This window comes from Psychrobacillus sp. FSL H8-0510 (genome assembly GCF_038008345.1).
GTDB classification, from domain to species: domain Bacteria; phylum Bacillota; class Bacilli; order Bacillales_A; family Planococcaceae; genus Psychrobacillus; species Psychrobacillus psychrotolerans.
In genome coordinates this window covers 2202229-2221351 of record NZ_JBBOYZ010000001.1, presented here as the reverse complement: position 1 = coordinate 2221351, position 19123 = coordinate 2202229, and the positions used below count along the sequence as shown (strand labels likewise).

At 38.7% G+C, this 19123-nt stretch carries 19 protein-coding genes; all 19 read left to right on the top strand.

Annotation, left to right across the window (positions count from 1 at the left end; all coding sequences use genetic code 11):
* Positions 1-31: 31 nt before the first annotated feature.
* The 19 genes from tcuA to cccA all read left to right on the top strand — a co-directional run bounded on the left by tcuA (position 32) and on the right by cccA (position 19109).
* Complete coding sequence (tcuA, locus tag MHI40_RS11235; RefSeq protein WP_340762715.1) at positions 32-1519, top strand: FAD-dependent tricarballylate dehydrogenase TcuA; 1488 nt, start codon at positions 32-34, stop codon at positions 1517-1519.
* 12 nt (positions 1520-1531) lie between these two features.
* Positions 1532-2401, top strand: a complete 870-nt coding sequence (locus MHI40_RS11230; protein ID WP_340762714.1) for an alpha/beta fold hydrolase — start codon at positions 1532-1534, stop codon at positions 2399-2401.
* 78 nt (positions 2402-2479) lie between these two features.
* Positions 2480-3688: an acyl-CoA dehydrogenase family protein gene (locus MHI40_RS11225; protein ID WP_340762713.1), complete on the top strand. Its 1209-nt coding sequence runs from the start codon at positions 2480-2482 to the stop codon at positions 3686-3688.
* A 175-nt stretch (positions 3689-3863) separates the two neighbouring features.
* Positions 3864-4823, top strand: coding sequence for an SMP-30/gluconolactonase/LRE family protein (locus tag MHI40_RS11220; RefSeq protein WP_340762712.1), 960 nt, complete (start codon positions 3864-3866; stop codon positions 4821-4823).
* A 109-nt stretch (positions 4824-4932) separates the two neighbouring features.
* Positions 4933-5889: a VOC family protein gene (locus MHI40_RS11215; RefSeq protein ID WP_093538537.1), complete on the top strand. Its 957-nt coding sequence runs from the start codon at positions 4933-4935 to the stop codon at positions 5887-5889.
* 27 nt (positions 5890-5916) lie between these two features.
* Complete coding sequence (locus MHI40_RS11210) at positions 5917-6867, top strand: VOC family protein (RefSeq protein WP_340762710.1); 951 nt, start codon at positions 5917-5919, stop codon at positions 6865-6867.
* A gap of 12 nt (positions 6868-6879) precedes the next feature.
* Positions 6880-7350, top strand: a complete 471-nt coding sequence (locus MHI40_RS11205) for a flavin reductase family protein (protein ID WP_093538539.1) — start codon at positions 6880-6882, stop codon at positions 7348-7350.
* 15 nt (positions 7351-7365) lie between these two features.
* Complete coding sequence (locus tag MHI40_RS11200; RefSeq protein WP_340762708.1) at positions 7366-8136, top strand: 2-keto-4-pentenoate hydratase; 771 nt, start codon at positions 7366-7368, stop codon at positions 8134-8136.
* A gap of 13 nt (positions 8137-8149) precedes the next feature.
* On the top strand, positions 8150-9034 hold the full coding sequence (locus tag MHI40_RS11195; RefSeq protein WP_340762707.1) for an acetaldehyde dehydrogenase (acetylating): 885 nt from the start codon (positions 8150-8152) through the stop codon (positions 9032-9034).
* Positions 9031-10032, top strand: coding sequence for a 4-hydroxy-2-oxovalerate aldolase (dmpG, locus tag MHI40_RS11190; protein ID WP_340762706.1), 1002 nt, complete (start codon positions 9031-9033; stop codon positions 10030-10032). Before MHI40_RS11195 ends, dmpG begins: the two co-directional genes overlap by 4 nt.
* A gap of 490 nt (positions 10033-10522) precedes the next feature.
* Positions 10523-11311 (top strand): FAD synthetase family protein, encoded by a 789-nt coding sequence (locus MHI40_RS11185; protein ID WP_340762705.1) that lies wholly within the window; start codon positions 10523-10525, stop codon positions 11309-11311.
* A 14-nt stretch (positions 11312-11325) separates the two neighbouring features.
* A complete protein-coding gene (locus MHI40_RS11180) occupies positions 11326-12195 on the top strand; it encodes an isocitrate lyase/PEP mutase family protein (protein ID WP_340762704.1) in 870 nt (289 codons plus the stop codon).
* Between the two features lie 15 nt (positions 12196-12210).
* A complete protein-coding gene (locus MHI40_RS11175) occupies positions 12211-13629 on the top strand; it encodes an FAD-dependent oxidoreductase (RefSeq protein ID WP_340762703.1) in 1419 nt (472 codons plus the stop codon).
* Positions 13630-13642: 13 nt separating this feature from the next.
* Entirely contained in the window at positions 13643-14377 is a 735-nt protein-coding gene (locus MHI40_RS11170) for an SDR family NAD(P)-dependent oxidoreductase (RefSeq protein WP_340762701.1), read from the top strand.
* Between the two features lie 23 nt (positions 14378-14400).
* Positions 14401-14844: a GlcG/HbpS family heme-binding protein gene (locus MHI40_RS11165; RefSeq protein ID WP_340762700.1), complete on the top strand. Its 444-nt coding sequence runs from the start codon at positions 14401-14403 to the stop codon at positions 14842-14844.
* Between the two features lie 4 nt (positions 14845-14848).
* Positions 14849-16231: an FAD-dependent oxidoreductase gene (locus MHI40_RS11160; RefSeq protein WP_340762699.1), complete on the top strand. Its 1383-nt coding sequence runs from the start codon at positions 14849-14851 to the stop codon at positions 16229-16231.
* Positions 16228-17076: an aspartate/glutamate racemase family protein gene (locus tag MHI40_RS11155; RefSeq protein WP_340762697.1), complete on the top strand. Its 849-nt coding sequence runs from the start codon at positions 16228-16230 to the stop codon at positions 17074-17076. Before MHI40_RS11160 ends, MHI40_RS11155 begins: the two co-directional genes overlap by 4 nt.
* 374 nt (positions 17077-17450) lie before the next feature.
* On the top strand, positions 17451-18590 hold the full coding sequence (locus MHI40_RS11150) for an acyl-CoA dehydrogenase (protein WP_340762696.1): 1140 nt from the start codon (positions 17451-17453) through the stop codon (positions 18588-18590).
* A 150-nt stretch (positions 18591-18740) separates the two neighbouring features.
* A complete protein-coding gene (cccA, locus tag MHI40_RS11145; protein WP_093538370.1) occupies positions 18741-19109 on the top strand; it encodes a cytochrome c550 in 369 nt (122 codons plus the stop codon).
* Positions 19110-19123 lie beyond the last annotated feature (14 nt).

Sequence of the window (19123 nt, the reverse complement as noted above, 5' to 3'; positions counted from 1 at the left end):
CTTAAAGCGCTTTCAAAAAGGAGATGTCCTGATGTCACAAGCATGGGCAGCAGATGTAGTCGTAGTAGGTGCAGGCAATGCAGCCATGTGCGCAGCCATTGCTGCTGCGGAACAAGGGAGTGAGGTCATAGTTTTAGAAATTTCCTCAGAGGCGGAAAAAGGTGGCAACACCACATACACTCATGGTTCAATGCGTTTTGCTTATAACAATGGTGAAGAAGTTAGAGCACTTTTGCCAGAGATGACCGATGAGGAATTTTCAATGACAGACTTTGGAGATTATACAAAAGAGCAATTTTTTGAAGATGTGAGTCGCCTCTCCAATTATCGAACAGACTATGATTTAGCTAATATCTTGGCAAAAGAAAGCTACAAAGTAATGCAGTGGTTAACCTCTCACCAAGTGAAATGGATTCCTATTTATGGACGTCAAGCCTTTAAAATAGATGGAATATTCAAATTTTGGGGCGGCATGGTATTAGAAGCAGTTGGTGGAGGAAAAGGGCTAGTAGATGCCCTTCATCAGGAGGCAATTCGATTGGGTGTTCGAATTTTATATAATACCTCTGGCGTTAAGTTGGATATAGCGAATAAACGAATTCAGGGAATTTATATTCGTGAGCAAAAACAAGATGCATATATTCAATGTAAATCGGTTGTACTTGCAAGTGGTGGCTTTCATGCGAATGTAGAAATGCGTACAAAGTACTTAGGACCTGGTTGGGACAGCGTTCATACGCGCGGGTGCAAGTTTAATACAGGAGCAGGTTTAAAAATGGCCATCGATGTGGGAGCAAGAACGATTGGCAATTGGTCTGGTGCACATGCAGTTGGTGGCGATCGGTATTTGCCGAATTTCAAAGAAGGCTTTCAAAAATTAAGCTACCCCTTTGGCATTCTTATAAATAAAGAAGGTAAACGCTTTATCGATGAAGGTGAGGATTTCCGGAATTATACGTATGCCAAAACCGGAAAAGAAATTTTAAAGCAACCTGGGCAATATGCATGGCAAGTGTTTGATACAAAAGGCAAAAGCTTTTTAAGAGAAGAATATGAAGGTCGCTCTGTCTCAAAGGTAGTAGCCAACACATTAGAAGAACTTGTGGAACTGATGGGTGATGTAGACCACGAGGGCTTTTTGACAGAAGTAGAAAACTTCAACAAAGCGGTAATGGATGTCCCATTTGATCCGAATATGTTAGATGGTAAAGGTACAGAAGGCTTAAGAGTACCAAAATCAAACTGGGCCCTCCCGATTAATGAAGGACCATTTGTAGCATACGCCATTGGTTGCGGCATTACGTTTACCTACGGGGGTCTACACATTACGAAAAAAGCACAAGTATTACATGAAGATACAACTCCAATCGAAGGCTTATATGCAGCTGGTGAAATTGTAGGTGGTATATATTATGACAATTATCCAGGGGGTGCTGGCCTTACATCAGGTTCTGTATTCGGTAAAATTGCCGGCAGCCAAGCAGCGAAATATGTTCAAGCAGAATATCAAGTGAAATAAGGGGGAATTTGTATGGCTATAGAAGCACATAAAGTACAAACAGGGGATTTTGGAACATTTATCTATGAATCTGGTAAAGGAAATAAAGAAACGGTGATTTTATTGCATGGGTCAGGGCCAGGAGCTGGAGCAAAAGCGAATTGGCAACATGTGATTGAAGATTACGCGAAAGATTATCATGTTGTAGCACCAGATTTACTAGGGTTTGGAGATACTGATCATCCAACTGAATATCCAGAAAATGGCGTCCAATGGATGTCAAAACGTGTAAAACAAGTTTTAGACTTAATGGATACATTAAAAATTGAAAAAGCTCATTTAGTAGGAAACTCTCTAGGTGGCGTAATTGCAATGTATTTAAATATGGCAGCCCCAGAGCGATTCCCGAAAAATGTATTAATGGGTGCCGGTGTGTTATTAAAAGAGCCAACAGTTGAGCTAATGAAGTTAGCTAACTTCCATTTAGATCCTACAAAAGAAAACTTACGCAACTTATTATCGTGGTTTGTGTATGACATTGAGAGTATGAAAGACTTTGTTGATGATGTGGTAGAAGAGCGTTTTGAAATGTTCCAACGCCCAGAAATTTATCGTTCATATCGGGAAAATTTCACTAAATCTAGCTTAACTGATATGTTAATTCCTCAAACAGCCTTCGAACGTATGCAAAATGAATTTTGTTTAATTCATGGGTATTTTGATCGTTTTGTTCCGTTACAAAGTAGTTTGTATGCATTAGATCACTTACCAAATTGTGAATTGCATGTATTTAAAAAATGTGGTCACTGGGCAATGATTGAACAACGTGAAGAGTTTTTACATGCAACAAAACATTTCTTTCAAAAAAGTGTTCCCTTAAAATCAGAACCTGTGAAAGCGTAAGTTAATATATTCATGTTAAAAATATTTGGCTGATTACTTGATCTTCTATGATGCACAATAAAAAGGAGTGTGGCACTTATGACACAAACAACAGTTCAACAAACTGAAGTACGCGAAATGCTGATTGAAAATGCACGATCAATGCAAAAAGTTTTACGAGATGCGACTTTAGAAATCGATCAAACGAGTAAAATACCTGATGAAATTGTTCAAATGATTCGTGATAAAGGATTATTAAAAGTATTACGACCAAAAATGTTCGGTGGTTTTCAAACAGATATGCGTACTTATTTTGAAGTGGTAACAGAAATTTCACGTGGGAATGGTTCAGCTGGGTGGTTTGTATCTTTAAGTAACATTCGAGACTATATGGTTTCTTACGCTTTCGGTCGAAAAGCCTTAACTGAAATCTTTGGAGAAAATCGCGATAAAGATGTGATTCTAGCTGGAAACTTCAAACCAGTTCATATCGATTTAGAGCGTGTCGAGGGAGGCTACTTAGTCAAAAAAGCACAGTGGCCCTTCGTATCTGGATCTCCTTACGCAGACTGGTTTTATTCGGGTGCACCTGTTGATGATGGTAAAGGTGGACAAGAAATGGCTATTTTCATCGTTCCACGTCAAGATGTCACTGTTTTAGATGACTGGGATGTAGTGGGGTTAAAAGGTTCAGGTAGTAATAGTATTGTGATGGAAAATGTATTTATCCCAGACCATCGGGTATCACTAGATCGTTTAGCGGTCCAAGGTCATTATATTATAGATGAACTAAAAGATGAGCCGCTATACCGGACACCATTTGTTCCATCGCTAACATTATCCATTGTAGCACCAACTTTAGGGCTTGCTCTAGGTGGGTTCGATTTACATATGGAGCGCGTCATGAAGGCGGGTATTGGCAATACCTTCTATCAGAAAATGAGCGAGGCACCAATTACGCATTTACAAATTGCAGAAGCGGAAATGAAAATTGAGGCAGCCCGTTTAATGTTTATCGATGTGCTTAATAAACTCGACGGATATTCTCGTGAAGGAAAAGTATTCAGTCAAAAAGAAAGTATTCGTATGAAAGCTGAATTCGGTTTTGCCAATCAATTATGTAAAGAATCCTTTGATTTGATGCTTGCTGGAGCGGGTTCAGTGTTTGCATACAACAACAATGTATTCCAAGCATTCTACCGAGACTTCATAACGATGCACTTACACGCATTTATAACACCGAGTTCACTCCTAGAAACACATGGACGAATTCTTTGCGATCTGGAGCCGAATACGTATTTTGCATAAAAATTAAATATAGCTAAACGTGAAGAGAAAAGGTTTAAGACTTTTCTCTTTTTTTAAAAAGATAAGAAAGCATCCGCTTGGAGCGGAAATCAATGGCCAATCTACGCCTTTTTTATTGAAGGACCGGGCGTTTATTGCCCGGTTTTTCTTATCAACATTTTTAGGAGGTAAAAAGATGAAAAGATGTGGTCATTATGAAGCTGATTTTGCAGTTAATCCTATCTGGCATAAGCAGTTCGGTGTCATATGGTTAGATATTAGAGCACAAAAAATTATTACATACTATCCTACATCCGAAGAAGAACATGTTTATGATGCTATGGGTCCTATTGCAGCAATCGTGCCAATAGAAGACGGAGAATTTATCGGTGTGTATAAAGATGGTTTATACAAAATTAACTTTAAAATGGGGACCAAAAAGCCTTTCACCTTCCCTACTGGATTAAGTACAATGCATTATTTAAATGATGCGAAATGTGGTCCTGACGGTTACATATGGGTTGGTTCATCAGATGGATTTTTTAAAAAGTTTAGAGAAACAGCACCGACTGCGATGTCCGATTATCCCTTTCATAATTCAAAGTTATATCGTATTAGCCCAAATGGGGAAATACAAATATTGCTTGAAAATATTGCATCATCAAATGGTTTAGCTTGGCAAACAGAAACAAATACATTCTTTCATATCGATTCAGCTAAACAATCTATTTTTGAATATAAGTTTTTGGAGGAAGGTATATTAGAATTTCAACGCGTAGTCTACACATCTGAAATGTTAGAAGGGTTTCCAGGTGGAATGACGATTGATGCCCAAGGTAACTTATGGATAGCATTGTATCAGGGAGGGCTTATCGCTAAAAAAAGTAAAAATCCAACGCGCATAATTTGTTTAAATCCAACAACGATGCAAATTTTAGATGAAATTCTATTGCCCGTTACGCATGTTACATCTTGCGTCATCGGTGGGGAGAATTTAGATATGCTTTATATTACAACAGCTAGGGATCCAATATCACAGGCTGCTACAACTAATGAGCCTATGGCAGGCTATTTATTAGAAGTTCCTATACATAGTGTAGGTATTGAACAATTTGTAGTGCCTGTCATGCAAAGAAATTCAATAAAAATTGTTTAAAAAAAATGGATTTATAGATAAAAAGAGCTCTAACTGAAACCGCTTTCTTTTTATATGATAAATATAAGTTCAGAGAGTTAGACATTAGCTAGTTAGCGGAGGGTTGAGAATGGGGAAACCGGAAATTGCAAAATTAGGGCATGTAGCATTAGTTAGTACAGACTTGGATCAGTCCTTAAAGTTTTTTAAAGAAGTCATTGGTTTAGAAGAAACAACAGAAATCGACGGAGTACATTATTTGCGGGCATGGGGTGACTTCCAGCACCATACGTTAAGCATCGAACAAGGTGAGGACTCATATGTAAAATGGATTGGGTGGAGGACGAAAACTAAAGATTGTGTTTTAGGATTTAAGAAACTTCTGCAAGAAGCAAACGTAGTAGTGGAAGAATTTCCAATGGGTTCAACACCTGGTATTGGAAATACGATTCGTTTTCAATTGCCAAGCGGTCATACATTTGAGTTTTATTATGATGTAGATAAACCTGAAGCTGCATCAGAATACAAATCTATTTTAAAAAACCAAGTATATCAAGCACATAGAAAAGGTATATCGCCACGTCGTATTGACCATGTGAACATTCATACATCGACAAATGCTAATCATACATTTGATTTTTTACTAGATACACTAGGCTTTAACTTGCGTGAATATGTAAAAGGGGATGAAGGCATTTTAGCTGGCTGGATGAGTGTAACATCTCTTGTGCATGATGTTGCACTAGTACAAAAGTCAGCTTTACCATCAAAAGCACGTCTACATCATCTTTCTTATTGGTTAGACAATTCACAAGATATTTTACGAGCAGCAGACATTTTAAGAGAGCAAGGTATTCCATTTATTGGTCCAGGTAAACATGGGATATCGCAAGCAATTTATTTATATGTAATGGATCCAGGAAGTGGTTGTCGTGTAGAACTGTTCACAGGTGGCTATTTAATATTCGAACCGGATTGGGAGCCAATTGAGTGGACACGCGACGAACAGTTAACTGTAGGAAACACATATTGGGGCGATAGTGTGCAAGATAAAGAGTTAAATAATATTACAATCGAAGCAAGATAACTAACGTTAAAAGGAGAGGTATAGCATATGAAACCAGAAATTTCAAAACTAGGACATTTTGGATTAGTGAGTACAGACCTAGTAAAATCATTATGGTTCTTTAAAGAAGTAATTGGTTTAGAAGAAACAGAAGTAGTAAACGGGGTTCACTACCTACGTGCATGGGGAGATTTTGAACATCATACATTATCAATTCGTGTGGGAGAGGAATCTTGCTTAGATCATATTGCCTGGCGTACAAAGCGTAAAGAAGACGTTGATGCATTTGCGGAATCTTTAAAAGCTAACGGTACGGAAATTGAATGGGTTGAACCAGGTACAGAAGCTGGGCAAGGAAAAGCATTCCGCTTCAAAACACCGAGTCAGCATACGTTCGAAATTTACTTTGAAATGGAAAAAACATTAGCATCAGCTGAAACGCGGTCGGTACTAAAAAACCAAACGCATCGCTCATGGAATCGTGGGGTATCACCAAGACGTATTGACCACGTAAATTTATTATCTTCCTTACCTACTAAAGAGTTTGCCGACTTTTTACAAGAACAAATGGGCTTTAATTTACGTGAATATATTGAAGCTCCAGATGGTAGCTACTTAGGAGCATGGATGAGTGTAACTCCACTTGTACATGATATTGCCGTCAGCTTTGACCCGAACGCACCATCTACACATGAAGTGCATCATATTGCATATTGGTTAGATAATGCGCAAGATTTGTTGCGCGCAGCAGATATTTTAAAAGAAAACGGCATTTACTTTAAAGGACCTGGAAAACATGGGATTTCTCAAGCTATGTATATTTATGCCATTGACCCAGGTAGTGGCGTTCGTCTTGAAATCTTTACAAATGGTTACTTAATATTCGAACCAGATTGGGAGCCGATTCGCTGGACATTAGATGAAATGGATATTGGGTTTACTTATTGGGGCGACCAAATGGATTCCAAAACGGAAAATAATCCAACAATTAAAGCTTAGGAGGAATGGAAAATGGAAGATCGTTTATTCCGTGATGCGATGGGGAAATTTGCAACAGGTGTGACAGTTATTACAACGCTACATGAAGGACAGCCACATGGAATGACAGCGAATGCATTTATGTCCGTATCGCTTGATCCGAAATTAGTGGTAATTTCAATCGGAGGAAACGCACGTTGTCTGTCGAGGATCAAAGAAAGTGGCATTTTCGCCGTCAATATTTTAGCTGCAAATCAGCAGGAACAGTCGATGATTTTTGCAGGACAAATAAAAGAAGATCGTGAAGTAACTTTTGAAACATTAGCAGATATTCCAGTAATACCAAATGCTCTAGCGCAAGTAAGTTGTGATGTAGTTACTGAATATATCGAAGGGGACCATACCTTATTTATTGGTAAAGTTCGCGATATTCGTGTACAAGATGGAGAGCCATTATTGTTCTATGCAGGGAAATATCGCTCACTAGAGACAGTGCCAGTATAAGGAGGGGAAACATCGGTGGATATTCAGCAAGGAGCACAATTATTAAGATTAGCTGAAATGAATAAGCAACCGATTGCCCCATTTACATCGTCAACTGATATTTCAGTTGACGATGCTTATCGTATTCAGCTTCTTCAAATTCAATATAAAACAGAAGCAGGAGCCGAAGTTGTGGGCATGAAGATTGGGTTAACAAGTAAAGTAATGCAAGATATGTTTAAGGTGACGACGCCTGATTTTGGTCATATTTTAAATACGATGGTGTACACCGAAGAAGAACCGATTAATATTCAACAATTTTTGCAACCTAAAGTTGAATTCGAACTAGCCTTTTTCTTAAAAGCAGATTTAAAAGGACCAAATGTGTCAGAACAAGATGTTATAGCTGCGACAGAGGCTATTGCACCCGCAATTGAGATTATTGATAGTCGAATAGAAAATTGGCAATTTCAATTTCAAGATACTGTCGCTGATAATGGATCTTCTGCAGGAGCAGTTATTGGTAAAATGCGTACAGCAGTGGATTTACAAGGGTTGGAGACAATTGAATTGGTTGCAAAGCGTAACGGTGAAGTATTTGACAAAGGTATAAGTAGTGCAGTAATGGGGAATCCAGCAAAAGCTGTTGCGTGGCTTGCGAATATGTTAAGCGATTATGATATTACATTAAAAGCAGGACAATTCATTTTAGCGGGAGCCATTACGGCAGCGGTAACGTTTGAATCAGGTGATACTTTTGAAGCAGATTTCGGAACGTACGGCACTGTCCGTGTCGCATTTTCATAAAAGAGGTGACATTATGTCAAAATTAAAAGTAGGAATTATCGGTTCAGGTAATATTGGGACGGATTTAATGTATAAGGTTGAGCGCTGTGATTATTTACAAATGTCAGTGATGATTGGTATCGATTCAGCTTCTGAAGGGTTGCGCAGAGCAAAAGAGCGCGGATATACAACTATTGTAAATGGTATTGAAGGCTTGCGTGATCAAATGGAATTAGTTGATATTGTATTTGACGCAACAAGTGCATATGCACATGAGGCAAACTATGCAGTAGTCAAAGCAGCTGGAAAAAGGATGATTGATTTAACCCCTGCTGCGATTGGTCCATTTACTGTGCCATCAGTAAATTTAACGCAACATATTGAAGCAGATAATGTCAACATGGTGACATGTGGTGGACAAGCTACAATACCGATGGTTTATGCCATTAATCGTATTACCCAAGTTGACTATGCAGAAATTATAGCAACTGTCGCGAGTAAAAGTGCAGGTCCTGGAACACGTGCAAATATTGATGAGTTTACCCATACAACTGCACGGGCAATCGAGGTAGTTGGTGGAGCGAAAAAAGGGAAAGCCATCATTATTTTAAATCCAGCGGAACCACCTATTATTATGCGTGATACGGTGCATGCGTTATTAGCCGAAGAAGGTAAGGAACAAGAAATTATTGAGTCCGTTAAAGAAATGGTTAAAGAGGTCCAATCATATGTTCCGGGTTATCGTTTAAGAGGCGAACCCATTTTTGATGGAAAAAAAGTATCCATTTTTGTAGAAGTTGAAGGAGCGGGTGACTTCTTTCCAAAGTACTCTGGTAACTTAGATATTATGACTGCAGCGGCTGCGCGGGTTGCAAATGAGATAGCTAAAAACCATGTAAATGGAGGGATTCGTGTATGAGAGATGTGCATGTATTAGACGTTACTTTGCGTGATGGTAGTCATTCGATGCAACATTCGTATACAGAAGCGCAAGTTCGATCAGTTGCTCGTGGTTTGAATAAGGCGGGTATAGAATACTTTGAAGTTTCTCATGGAGATGGTTTAGGGGGTTCCAGCTTACAATACGGTCTATCAGCAGTGGATGAATTAAAACTAATTGAGGCAGCAGTGGATGAATGTAGTGTTTCAAAAGTTGCTGTTTTATTAATCCCAGGTATTGGTGTTAAAGGTGATTTGCAAAATGCTGTAAGTGTAGGTGCTAAAATGGCACGTGTGGCGACACATGTAACAGAAGCTGATGTAGCTGCTCAACATATTAATCTAAGTCGAGAGCTTGGTCTGAAAACAGCAGGCTTTTTAATGATGGCACATATGGCAGATACTAAAGTGATTGTAGAACAAGCGAAATTATTTGAAAGTTACGGCGCTGAAATCGTATATGTAACTGATTCAGCAGGCTATTTATTGCCTCATGAAGTAACAGAGCGGATTCGGGCTTTAAAAGAGCATGTTAGTTGTGAGATTGGTTTTCATGCCCATAATAATCTGTCGCTTGCGATGGCTAATACATTAGCGGCGATAGAAGCTGGTGCTACATATATTGACGGTTCTTTACGTGCACTAGGAGCAGGGAGTGGAAACACGCAAACGGAAGCTATCATTGCTGTATTAGATCGTTTAAATATTGCCACTGGCGTTCATTTATATGACATTATAGATGTTGCTAATGATGTCATGGCACCTATGATGCTACGTCCTCAAGAAATTAGTGGGTCTAGTTTAATGATGGGATATGCTGGTGTGTATTCAAGTTTCTTACTTCATACTGAAAAAGCCGCAAAGCAGTTTGGAGTGGATGAGCGAGACATTTTAGTAGAGCTTGGTCGCCGAAAAACGGTAGGCGGGCAAGAGGATATGATTTATGAAGTTGCACAATCCATAAGAGCTACAAAATAACAAACCAAGAAGCTGTGCAGAGGAACACTCATCTGTACAGCTTTTTAATAGATAAGAAGTATATAAAAATGTGCCATGAACATTGGTTTTACAAAACTTTAAAGAATGAATAATACTACTGATTTTGGTTTCAGTCGGACGCTTGCCGCTCGGAGCGGAAATCAACGGCATACCAACGTGTTTGTTTTTAAAGGACTGGGCGTTTTTTTGCTCGGTTTTTCTTATGAAGTTAAAAGGTGGCACAATTAGTTATAAATACATACTTAAAACCCCCTACCTCTAACCCACTAAACCTAAAATCCGTTAAAATATAACGGAAAATAAATTGATTATCGTAAAAAACTATTCTAGTTGAACATTACTTTATTTTATATGCTTAAACCATCATTTACGAATTGCATTAAGAAGCCGGAAAAGATCCATTAGTAACATGAAAATGTAAACGCTATCAATTTTGTGTGTACCACATGAAAATAGGAGGGGATTCATCATGAAAGTCATTTTAATTGATGCAGAAAATTTAGAGGCTGTACAACGGAAAAGTGAACAGAGCGTGATGGCACTCGGTTTTTTTGATGGACTCCATAAAGGCCATCAAACCGTTATTCAAATTGCCAAACAACACGCATGTAAAAAACAGTTGCCACTGGCTGTGATGAGTTTTTTTCCTCACCCAAAAACGGTTATAACGAATAGCAATGTGGATTATTTAATGCCCATAGAAGAAAAAACCCATCAATTAAAGAAGTTGGGCGTCGACTTACTTTATATCGTTCATTTTACAAAAGAATTTGCCTCTTTAGCCCCTCAGACATTTGTTGAACAATATCTTATGAAGCTTGGTGTTAAAGTTGCTGTCGCTGGTTTTGATTATAAATACGGTTTTAAAGGTGAAGGACAAGTGCATATGATTGCTGAACAAAGTCAGCAACAAATCCAAGTAGTGATTGCTCCAAAAGTCGAAATGGCTGGTGAAAAAATTAGTTCGACTCTTTGTCGTAACTTATTAAAAGCTGGTCATGTTGAAAAAATTTATGCACTATGTGGCCGACCATATTCAATTCAATACGACTTACAAGAGGGCATTGAGCCTTATTTTACACTACCAAAACGAGGACATTACAATGTAGAGATTCATACTGCACAACATATATATTCAAACGTTATTGAAGTGATGGATGAGCATTTCATTAGAGGGGTCAATATTCAAAGTAGTGACAAAGTCAAAATAGTATTTTATGAAGCTGATCCTTATTACATGAAGGAATTAGTAAATTAAAGGGTGGGAAGCAATTGAAAAAGACAGAGCAATTTCAACAATTATTGAAAAATCCAAGTACGTTTATATTACCAGGAGCTTTTGACGGCATGACGGCACGTATTATCGAAGAAACGGGATTTCCAGCAATCTATGCAACAGGTGCAGGCATTTCTAATGCGCAACTTGGTTGGGCGGATGTTGGTTTGACTACTGCAACGGAAATCGCCCAAGTAGTTTCCTGGATGGCAGATGTGACGAATATTCCAATTGTTGTAGATGCAGATACAGGTTTTGGTAATGCGATTAATATGCAACGCACAGTAAAAATGTTGGAACGGGCCGGAGCGGCAGCTATTCAAATTGAGGATCAAGTGATGCCCAAAAAATGCGGACACTTTAATGGGAAATCGGTTATTTCTAAAGAAGAAATGGTTGGCAAGATTAAAGCAGCTTTAGATGCACGAATAGATGATAAATTAGCGATTATCGCCAGAACCGATGCGGTAGGAGTATATGGAATTGAAGAAGCATTAGAGCGAGCGAATGCCTACAAAGAAGCTGGAGCTCATGCAATTTTTGTAGAAGCGCCGACAGACATGGAACAACTTTTACGGATTCCAAAAGAAGTCCCTGGTATTCCACATATTATTAATTTGGTCGAGGGTGGTAAAACGCCACTTGTTTCTCGTCTAGAGGCACAAGAAATGGGCTTCCAAATTATGTTATGTGCTAATACAGCTTTACGTGGGGCAATAAAAGGAGCGGTGGAAGCTATGAAATTATTACACCAAGAAGAGTCCCAAAAAAATATGAATGATTTAATCTGCTCATGGGAACAACGTCAACAACTATTTAAGTTAAAGGAAATTCAACAATTAGAGGTTCAATATTCTGGTAAGTAGAAAGTGAGGAAGCGTATGACAAAAGTAGATTACGATATTATTGTTGTAGGTTGCGGTGCTGCAGGGACATCCGCTGCATTAGCAGCCGCAGAAGAAGCAAAAGCACAAAATCTAGATATTAAAATTGCAATTTTAGAACGAGCATCTTTTGAGGAACGTGGAGGGAATACACGTTGGACTGCTGCTTATATGCGAATGGAAAATATCGATAATCCTGCACCAAACTTCATAGAAGATATGTTGAAGTTTTCGGATTATTACGCAGATGAGCAGTACATACGAATATTACATGAAAATGCAGGTTCGACATTGCGCTGGGTAGAGTCGAAAGGTGTAGATTTCGATTTCTTACCTACAATGTTTTTAACGGCTTCTAAACCACGTTTGTTACCTGTTGGTGGTGGTCGTGCGATTGTTGATACACTTAGCCTTCGTGCTCGTGCCCTCGGTGTAGAAATTATCTATGAAACGACTGCATGGGATTTAGTACTCGACGATTCAGGCAATGTAAAAGGTCTTAAAGTACGTATTGCAGAAGGAGAAACTCTCACCATATCGACTAATGCAGTGATATTAGCAGCAGGAGGCTTTCAAGGAAGTCATGAGATGATGGCACAATATATTGGCCGTCATGCACATAAAATTCCTACCGTTGCTGAAGGTGGATTATTTAATAAAGGTGAGGCCATTCGTATGGCATTACGAATTGGTGCAAAAGGGCAAGGACAATTTGATGCTTTCCATGCGGAAACTGTTGATCCTCGTAGTAAAAGGGAAGAAGCAGGGGTCATGATGTACCCATATGGTATTTTAGTAAACCAACAAGGCGAGCGTTTTGTCGATGAAGGAGAAACGACGATTGATGAACAATATGAAGCCGTTGCTCGTAAGATTTTCTACGAATGTGAGGGTCACATTGCTTATATGATTTCGGATCAAAAAATGTACGATATACCTGGCCATGAAGAAGCATTGCAAACAGAAGTCCCTCCAATTGTGGCAGACACAATTGAGGAACTAGCAAAAGCGTTAGACATTCCAATAGAAAAATTATCTAAAACGGTAGAGGGATTTAATGAAGCTTGCCCAACAGGGGAATTTTTATTTAACCAAAAAGATGGATTAGCAGCGACAGAGATCTCACCGCCAAAATCGAACTGGTCCATTCCTATAAATAAAGGTCCATTTATTGCATATCCGATTATTTGTTGCAATGTATTTACAAATGGAGGGCTAGCAACGGATACAAATGGTCGCGTCTTATCAGGAGACAATCATCCAATTCCGGGGTTATATGCAGCAGGAGAAACATCTGGGCTTTATTATGGGAAATATCCAGGAGGCACATCAGTATTACGTTGTTTAGTATTTGGAAAACGTGCAGGAGAACATGCCGTCAACCTGATCACTTCACAACAAAAAGCGTATTTATAATGGGGGAATTAATATGCTATTGAATGGAAGAGTGGCCCTTGTTACAGGTGGTGGTCGAGGTATTGGACGAGAAACATGTTTGTTACTTGCTTCTCATGGAGCACATATTGCGGTCTGTTCTCTTTTTGAAGAAGAGTGTCAAGAGGTTGTCGATGTCATTAATAAGCAATACAAAGTCCGAGCAATTGCAGTACCCTGCGATGTAACGAACGAAGCCCAAGTAAAAAAAGCATGCGCCTTCGTAAAAGAAGAACTTGGCCCAGTAGATATATTAATAAATAATGCTGGCACAATGAGCATGTTACCTTTTGTAGATACAACGACAGAGGAATGGTTGCGTGTCCATGATATTAACGTGAATGGTCCTTATTACTTCTGTTCTCAAATTGTGCCAGATATGATTGCTAAACAAGAAGGAACCATTATTAATATTTCATCTATTTGGGGAACAAAAGGTGGACCAAATCGTAGTGCTTATATTTCATCAAAACACGCAGTTATTGGTTTTTCAAAGGCAATAGGAGAAGAATTAAAACCATATGGGATCCGCGTTAATGCAGTATGTCCGGGCCCAGTAGATACGAAAATGACCGATGATTTAGGACCGGATTTAGATAAAACAGGATGGTTACAGCCAATTGATATGGCGAATGTTATTGTCAATATCGCATTACCACATAGTAAAGCTATAACAGCTGCTTCAATTGAAGCGTTCGGAACTGGAATGCCAGTAGGTCTTACAAAATAATAAATTAAAGGGGATAGAGAATTATGGAACAAACATATACTTTCACACAACAAACAATTACTTTAAATTTGGCAAAACAAATGCTAGAAGCTGCAGAGAAAAAAGGAATTGAACTTGGTATGAAATTTGCCATTTCGATTGTAGATAAAGCAGGGAATTTAAAAGCATTTTACGCAATGGATGGAGCACCTGTCTTAGCGTTAGAAATTGCTCAAAATAAAGCATTCTCAGCCGCAGCATACAATCGTGCAACACATGAATGGTATGACCGCTTAAAAGATGATCCACCTTTATTAACAGGTCTCGTGCATACAAATCGTCTAGTTATATTTGGTGGAGGTTTTCCAATTCTAATTAACGGTGAATGTGTCGGTGGAATTGGAGTAAGTGGTGGACACTATTCACATGACATGCAAGTATGCGAAGCAGGCTTAGAGATTCTAGCGGTATTAACAAAGGAAGCTTAAGCCTATGAAAGCAGTTGTAGATATTGTAATTATCGGCGCTGGTATGGCCGGTCTTTGCGCATCAGTGGAAGCCGCTGCTGCGGGAGCGAGTGTGATAGTTTTAGAAAAACAACCTCAAATTGGTGGTAGTTCATTATTAAGTGGTTGTTTTATGGCATTTGCAGGAACAGAATTTCAAAAACAACATGGAATTACTGATTCAGCAGACAGTTTAATAGAAGATATGTTGCAAGTTGGGCAGTATAAAAATGATCGTACTCTCGTTGAAACATATGGACAGCACCAGTTAGAAACATACAATTGGCTTGTTAATCAAGGTGTACAATTTATAGATTGTCAAGCAGTGAGTGGCCATACAAACCCACGTGGGCATACGATTGTCCCCAATCAGGCAATTGATATGTTAAAAAGTAGAGCAATCGAACATGGCGCAAAAATATATACGGATGCTGTAGTTACTCGTCTAGAAAAAAGAAATGAGCGTGTTGAGCAAGTCCATGTAACATATAGAGGTCATTCATATGTTGTGGAAGCACGTAAAGGTATTATTATCGCCTCAGGTGGTTTTTCCCGTAGTGAAGACTTACTTGAACACTTTGCTCCCGGGCTAACTAATACAATACGTTTGGGTGGAGTAGGAAACACAGGGGACGGCATCAGGCTTGCATGTGAACAAGGTGCATGGTTACGAGATACTCCATATTTAAAAGGCACATACGGATTCCATCCTAGCTCTACGAATGACAATAAACGCCAAGCTCATACTTTTTATAAAGGAGGCATTATTGTGAATGAGCAGGGCGACCGTTTTGTAAATGAATCTATCTCCTATAAATTACTAGGAGATGCAGCATTACAACAGTCGGATCAAAGTACTTTTCAAATTTGGGATCAAACAGTAATGGATAAAGGTGTAAAAGGAGATGCATTGTATGATTTTGCATCACTTGAAGAACTAGGTTTAATGGAACGTTCTGAATCTATCGAAGCATTAGCAACAATAATTGGAGTTCCACCCTCATCGTTACAACAAACGATCAGCAGTTATAACGAAGCGGTCGATACAGGAAATGACGTATTGGGTAGAACAACACTTACGCATACATTTGGAAAACCAACAAAAGTTATAACAGCTCCTTTTTATGCGATGAATACCTCAACGGCCATGCTAGCTACATATGCGGGTGTAACAGTGAATGAAAAGGCAGAAGTGTTAAATCCCTTTAATGAAAGTATTCCAGGTCTTTTTGCGGCAGGTGAAGTTGTAGGGGGCTTCCATGGTGCAGGATATATGACGGGTAGTTCACTCGGAAAGGCAGCAATATTTGGTCGCATAGCTGCTAAACAAGCAATCCAACAATCGAATGTAGAGGAGGCGTTGGTGTGAAAATTTGGCACCAAAGTTTAACATCCATTGAAGACATTCCAGTTTATCGAGATGCCGTTGTAAATCATTTATCTAAAATCGCACGTCCAGATGTAGATGTTGTGTTACATGGTATGTCGAAAGAGACTTATCCCCAGCAATATCCGGGACATTTTATAACGTACAATTATTTACAAAGTTTGCATAAGGAACAATTCATTAGAAATGCAATGATAGCTGAAAAAGCTGGCTATGATGCCGTTTTTATTGGTACGATTCCTGACGTAGGGTTAATCGAAGCACGATCAATTGTTGATATTCCTGTGATAGGTTACGGGCAAGCATCGATGCATATTGCGTCGATGCTTGGAACAAAGATTGGTATTGTGAATTTTCTTGCTCCACTTGTTGACCAGTTACGTTTCAATGCTCAACAATACGGCTTGGGGGAAAAGGTAGGTCCGATCATCCAGGCGGATATTGGCTTCTATGATATTTTAGAGGGCTTTGACAATCCACAACCGATTATCGAAAAGTTTACAATAGCTGCTCAACAAGCTATAGCGCAAGGTGCGGATGTAATTATTCCTGGTGAGGGGCCGATGAATATTTTCTTGGCAAACTTTGGTATTCATCATGTGGACAATGTGCCGATAATAGATTCCTTTGGGGCAGGTATTAAAATGTGTGAAACGATGGTAGATCTATATAAAATCAGTGGAATGTCCATGGCCCGTACAGGGTTTTTCAATGAAAAACCACCTGCTGAAGTTTTAGAAAAGTTACGCAGTTATTATAACCTACCAGATGTGTCAGCTGATATGGACTTTGGTTTATCAATTCGTTCAGTAACCAGTTCAGTATAAATAAGAGAGCATCTTTCTACACATCCAAATGTGTAGGAAGATGCTTTTGTTTTCTACATTGATGAACTAAAGTAGAACTTATATAATTTTTCTGAGAGTTTAACTAATAGATTTACTCAAAAGTGAAAATAGAGAGTAAAGAAATTATAATTTCTAGTAAGTGTTCCTCCTAAAAAATAGACTCTCGCTTTTTTTATAAAATAATCCTAACCTGTATGCCATATGGGTTGGACTGCAAACACCATGGAATTATTAAGAAAAAAGTGTTGATCAAAAATAGCTGTCGTCCCCTTATAATAATATATCTTTGAATTTCTTATTTTTTTAGTATAATAGAAATGTAAGCGTTTTTATTTACAAAGGGGATGAAAGAAATGAATTTTGATTTAACACAGGAGCATAAAATGATCCGCAAAACTATTCGTGAGTTTTCGGATGAGGTTGTAGCGCCAGGAGCGATTGAGCGCGATAAGACGAAAGCTTTTCCAAAAGAAATCTTTAAACAGTTAGCCGACATGGGGATGATGGGCTTACCGTTTTCAGAAGAGTATGGCGGAGCAGGTGCAGATACAGTTAGTTTTGCAATCGTGACAGAAGAGTTGAGTAGAGCATGTGCTTCTACAGGAATCACTTATTCTGCACATATATCGCTTGGTGGAGCTCCACTTAATCTATTTGGTACAGAAGAACAAAAACAAAAATATTTGGTTCCAGTATGTACAGGCGAATCCTTCGGGGCTTTTGGTTTAACGGAACCTAATGCAGGATCAGATGCAGGCGGTACACAGACAACGGCTAAAGAAGATGGCGATGATTATGTTATTAATGGAAACAAAGCTTTTATAACGAATGCTAGCTATGCAAAACACCTAGCATTAACAGCAATTACTGATATCAAAGATGGTAAAAAAGAAATTTCTGCAATAATTGTGCCTACGGATGCAGAAGGCTTCTCTGTAATTGATAATTACGAGAAGATGGGTCTAAATGCATCTAATACAACTGAGCTAGTATTGGAAAATGTAAGAGTACCAAAGGAAAACCTACTAGGGGAGAAAGGGCAAGGATTCAAGCAATTCCTTGTAACTCTTGATGGTGGCCGAATTGGTATTGGAGCAATGGCAGTTGGAATTGCACAAGCAGCTTTCGACAGAGCGCTACGTTATTCTAAAGAGCGTAAGCAATTTGGAAAAACACTTTCCGAGTTTCAGGTAACGCAATTTAAATTGGCAGATATGGCGATGAAAATTGAGCTAGCACGTACAATGGTCCATAAAGCGGCATGGTTGAAAGATCAAGGACGTGCTTTTGGGAAAGAAGCTTCTATGTGTAAACTATATGCATCCGAAATAGCAATGGAAGTAGCGGATCAAGCTATTCAAATACATGGTGGATATGGCTATATGAAAGAGTACGAAGTAGAGCGCTATATGCGAGATGCTAAATTACTAGAAATTGGTGAAGGAACTTCTGAAGTACAAAGAATGGTAATTGCTCGACATATTGGGTGTTGATAGTAGAAAATGAGCTAAGATTATGTCTAAAATGTCACAATCTAAGAAAACTTCTCTCCTAAGACTTTTAGTTTTCTTAAGAATGCAGTACAATATTAATGTTGACTAATTCTATATTAGAAAAGATTGTATTAAAAGGGAGGGTTAATTATGCAAAAAAATCCAATAATTCCATTTATCTTAATTATGGCTTTTGGTATTGGTTTAATTTTCTTCTTGTCTATGGATGGTGTAGGAAACAAAGAAGAAATTGCTGCAACTGAAGAGCATGCAGAAGGAACTGAAGGCGGAGAAGCTTCAGCTGGAGAATTTGATCCAGAAGCTTTAGCTCAAGGGAAATGTATCGGTTGTCATGGTAATAGTTATGAAGGTGGCATGGGTCCAGCTTTAGTTGGAACTGCATTGTCTGAAGACGAAGTAAAAGACGTTTTAGCAAATGGTAAAGGTGCAATGCCAGCTGGATTAGTACCTGAAGAAAACATTGACGCTATGGCGGCATGGGTTAAATCTTTAGAATAGTATGTAACTAAAAG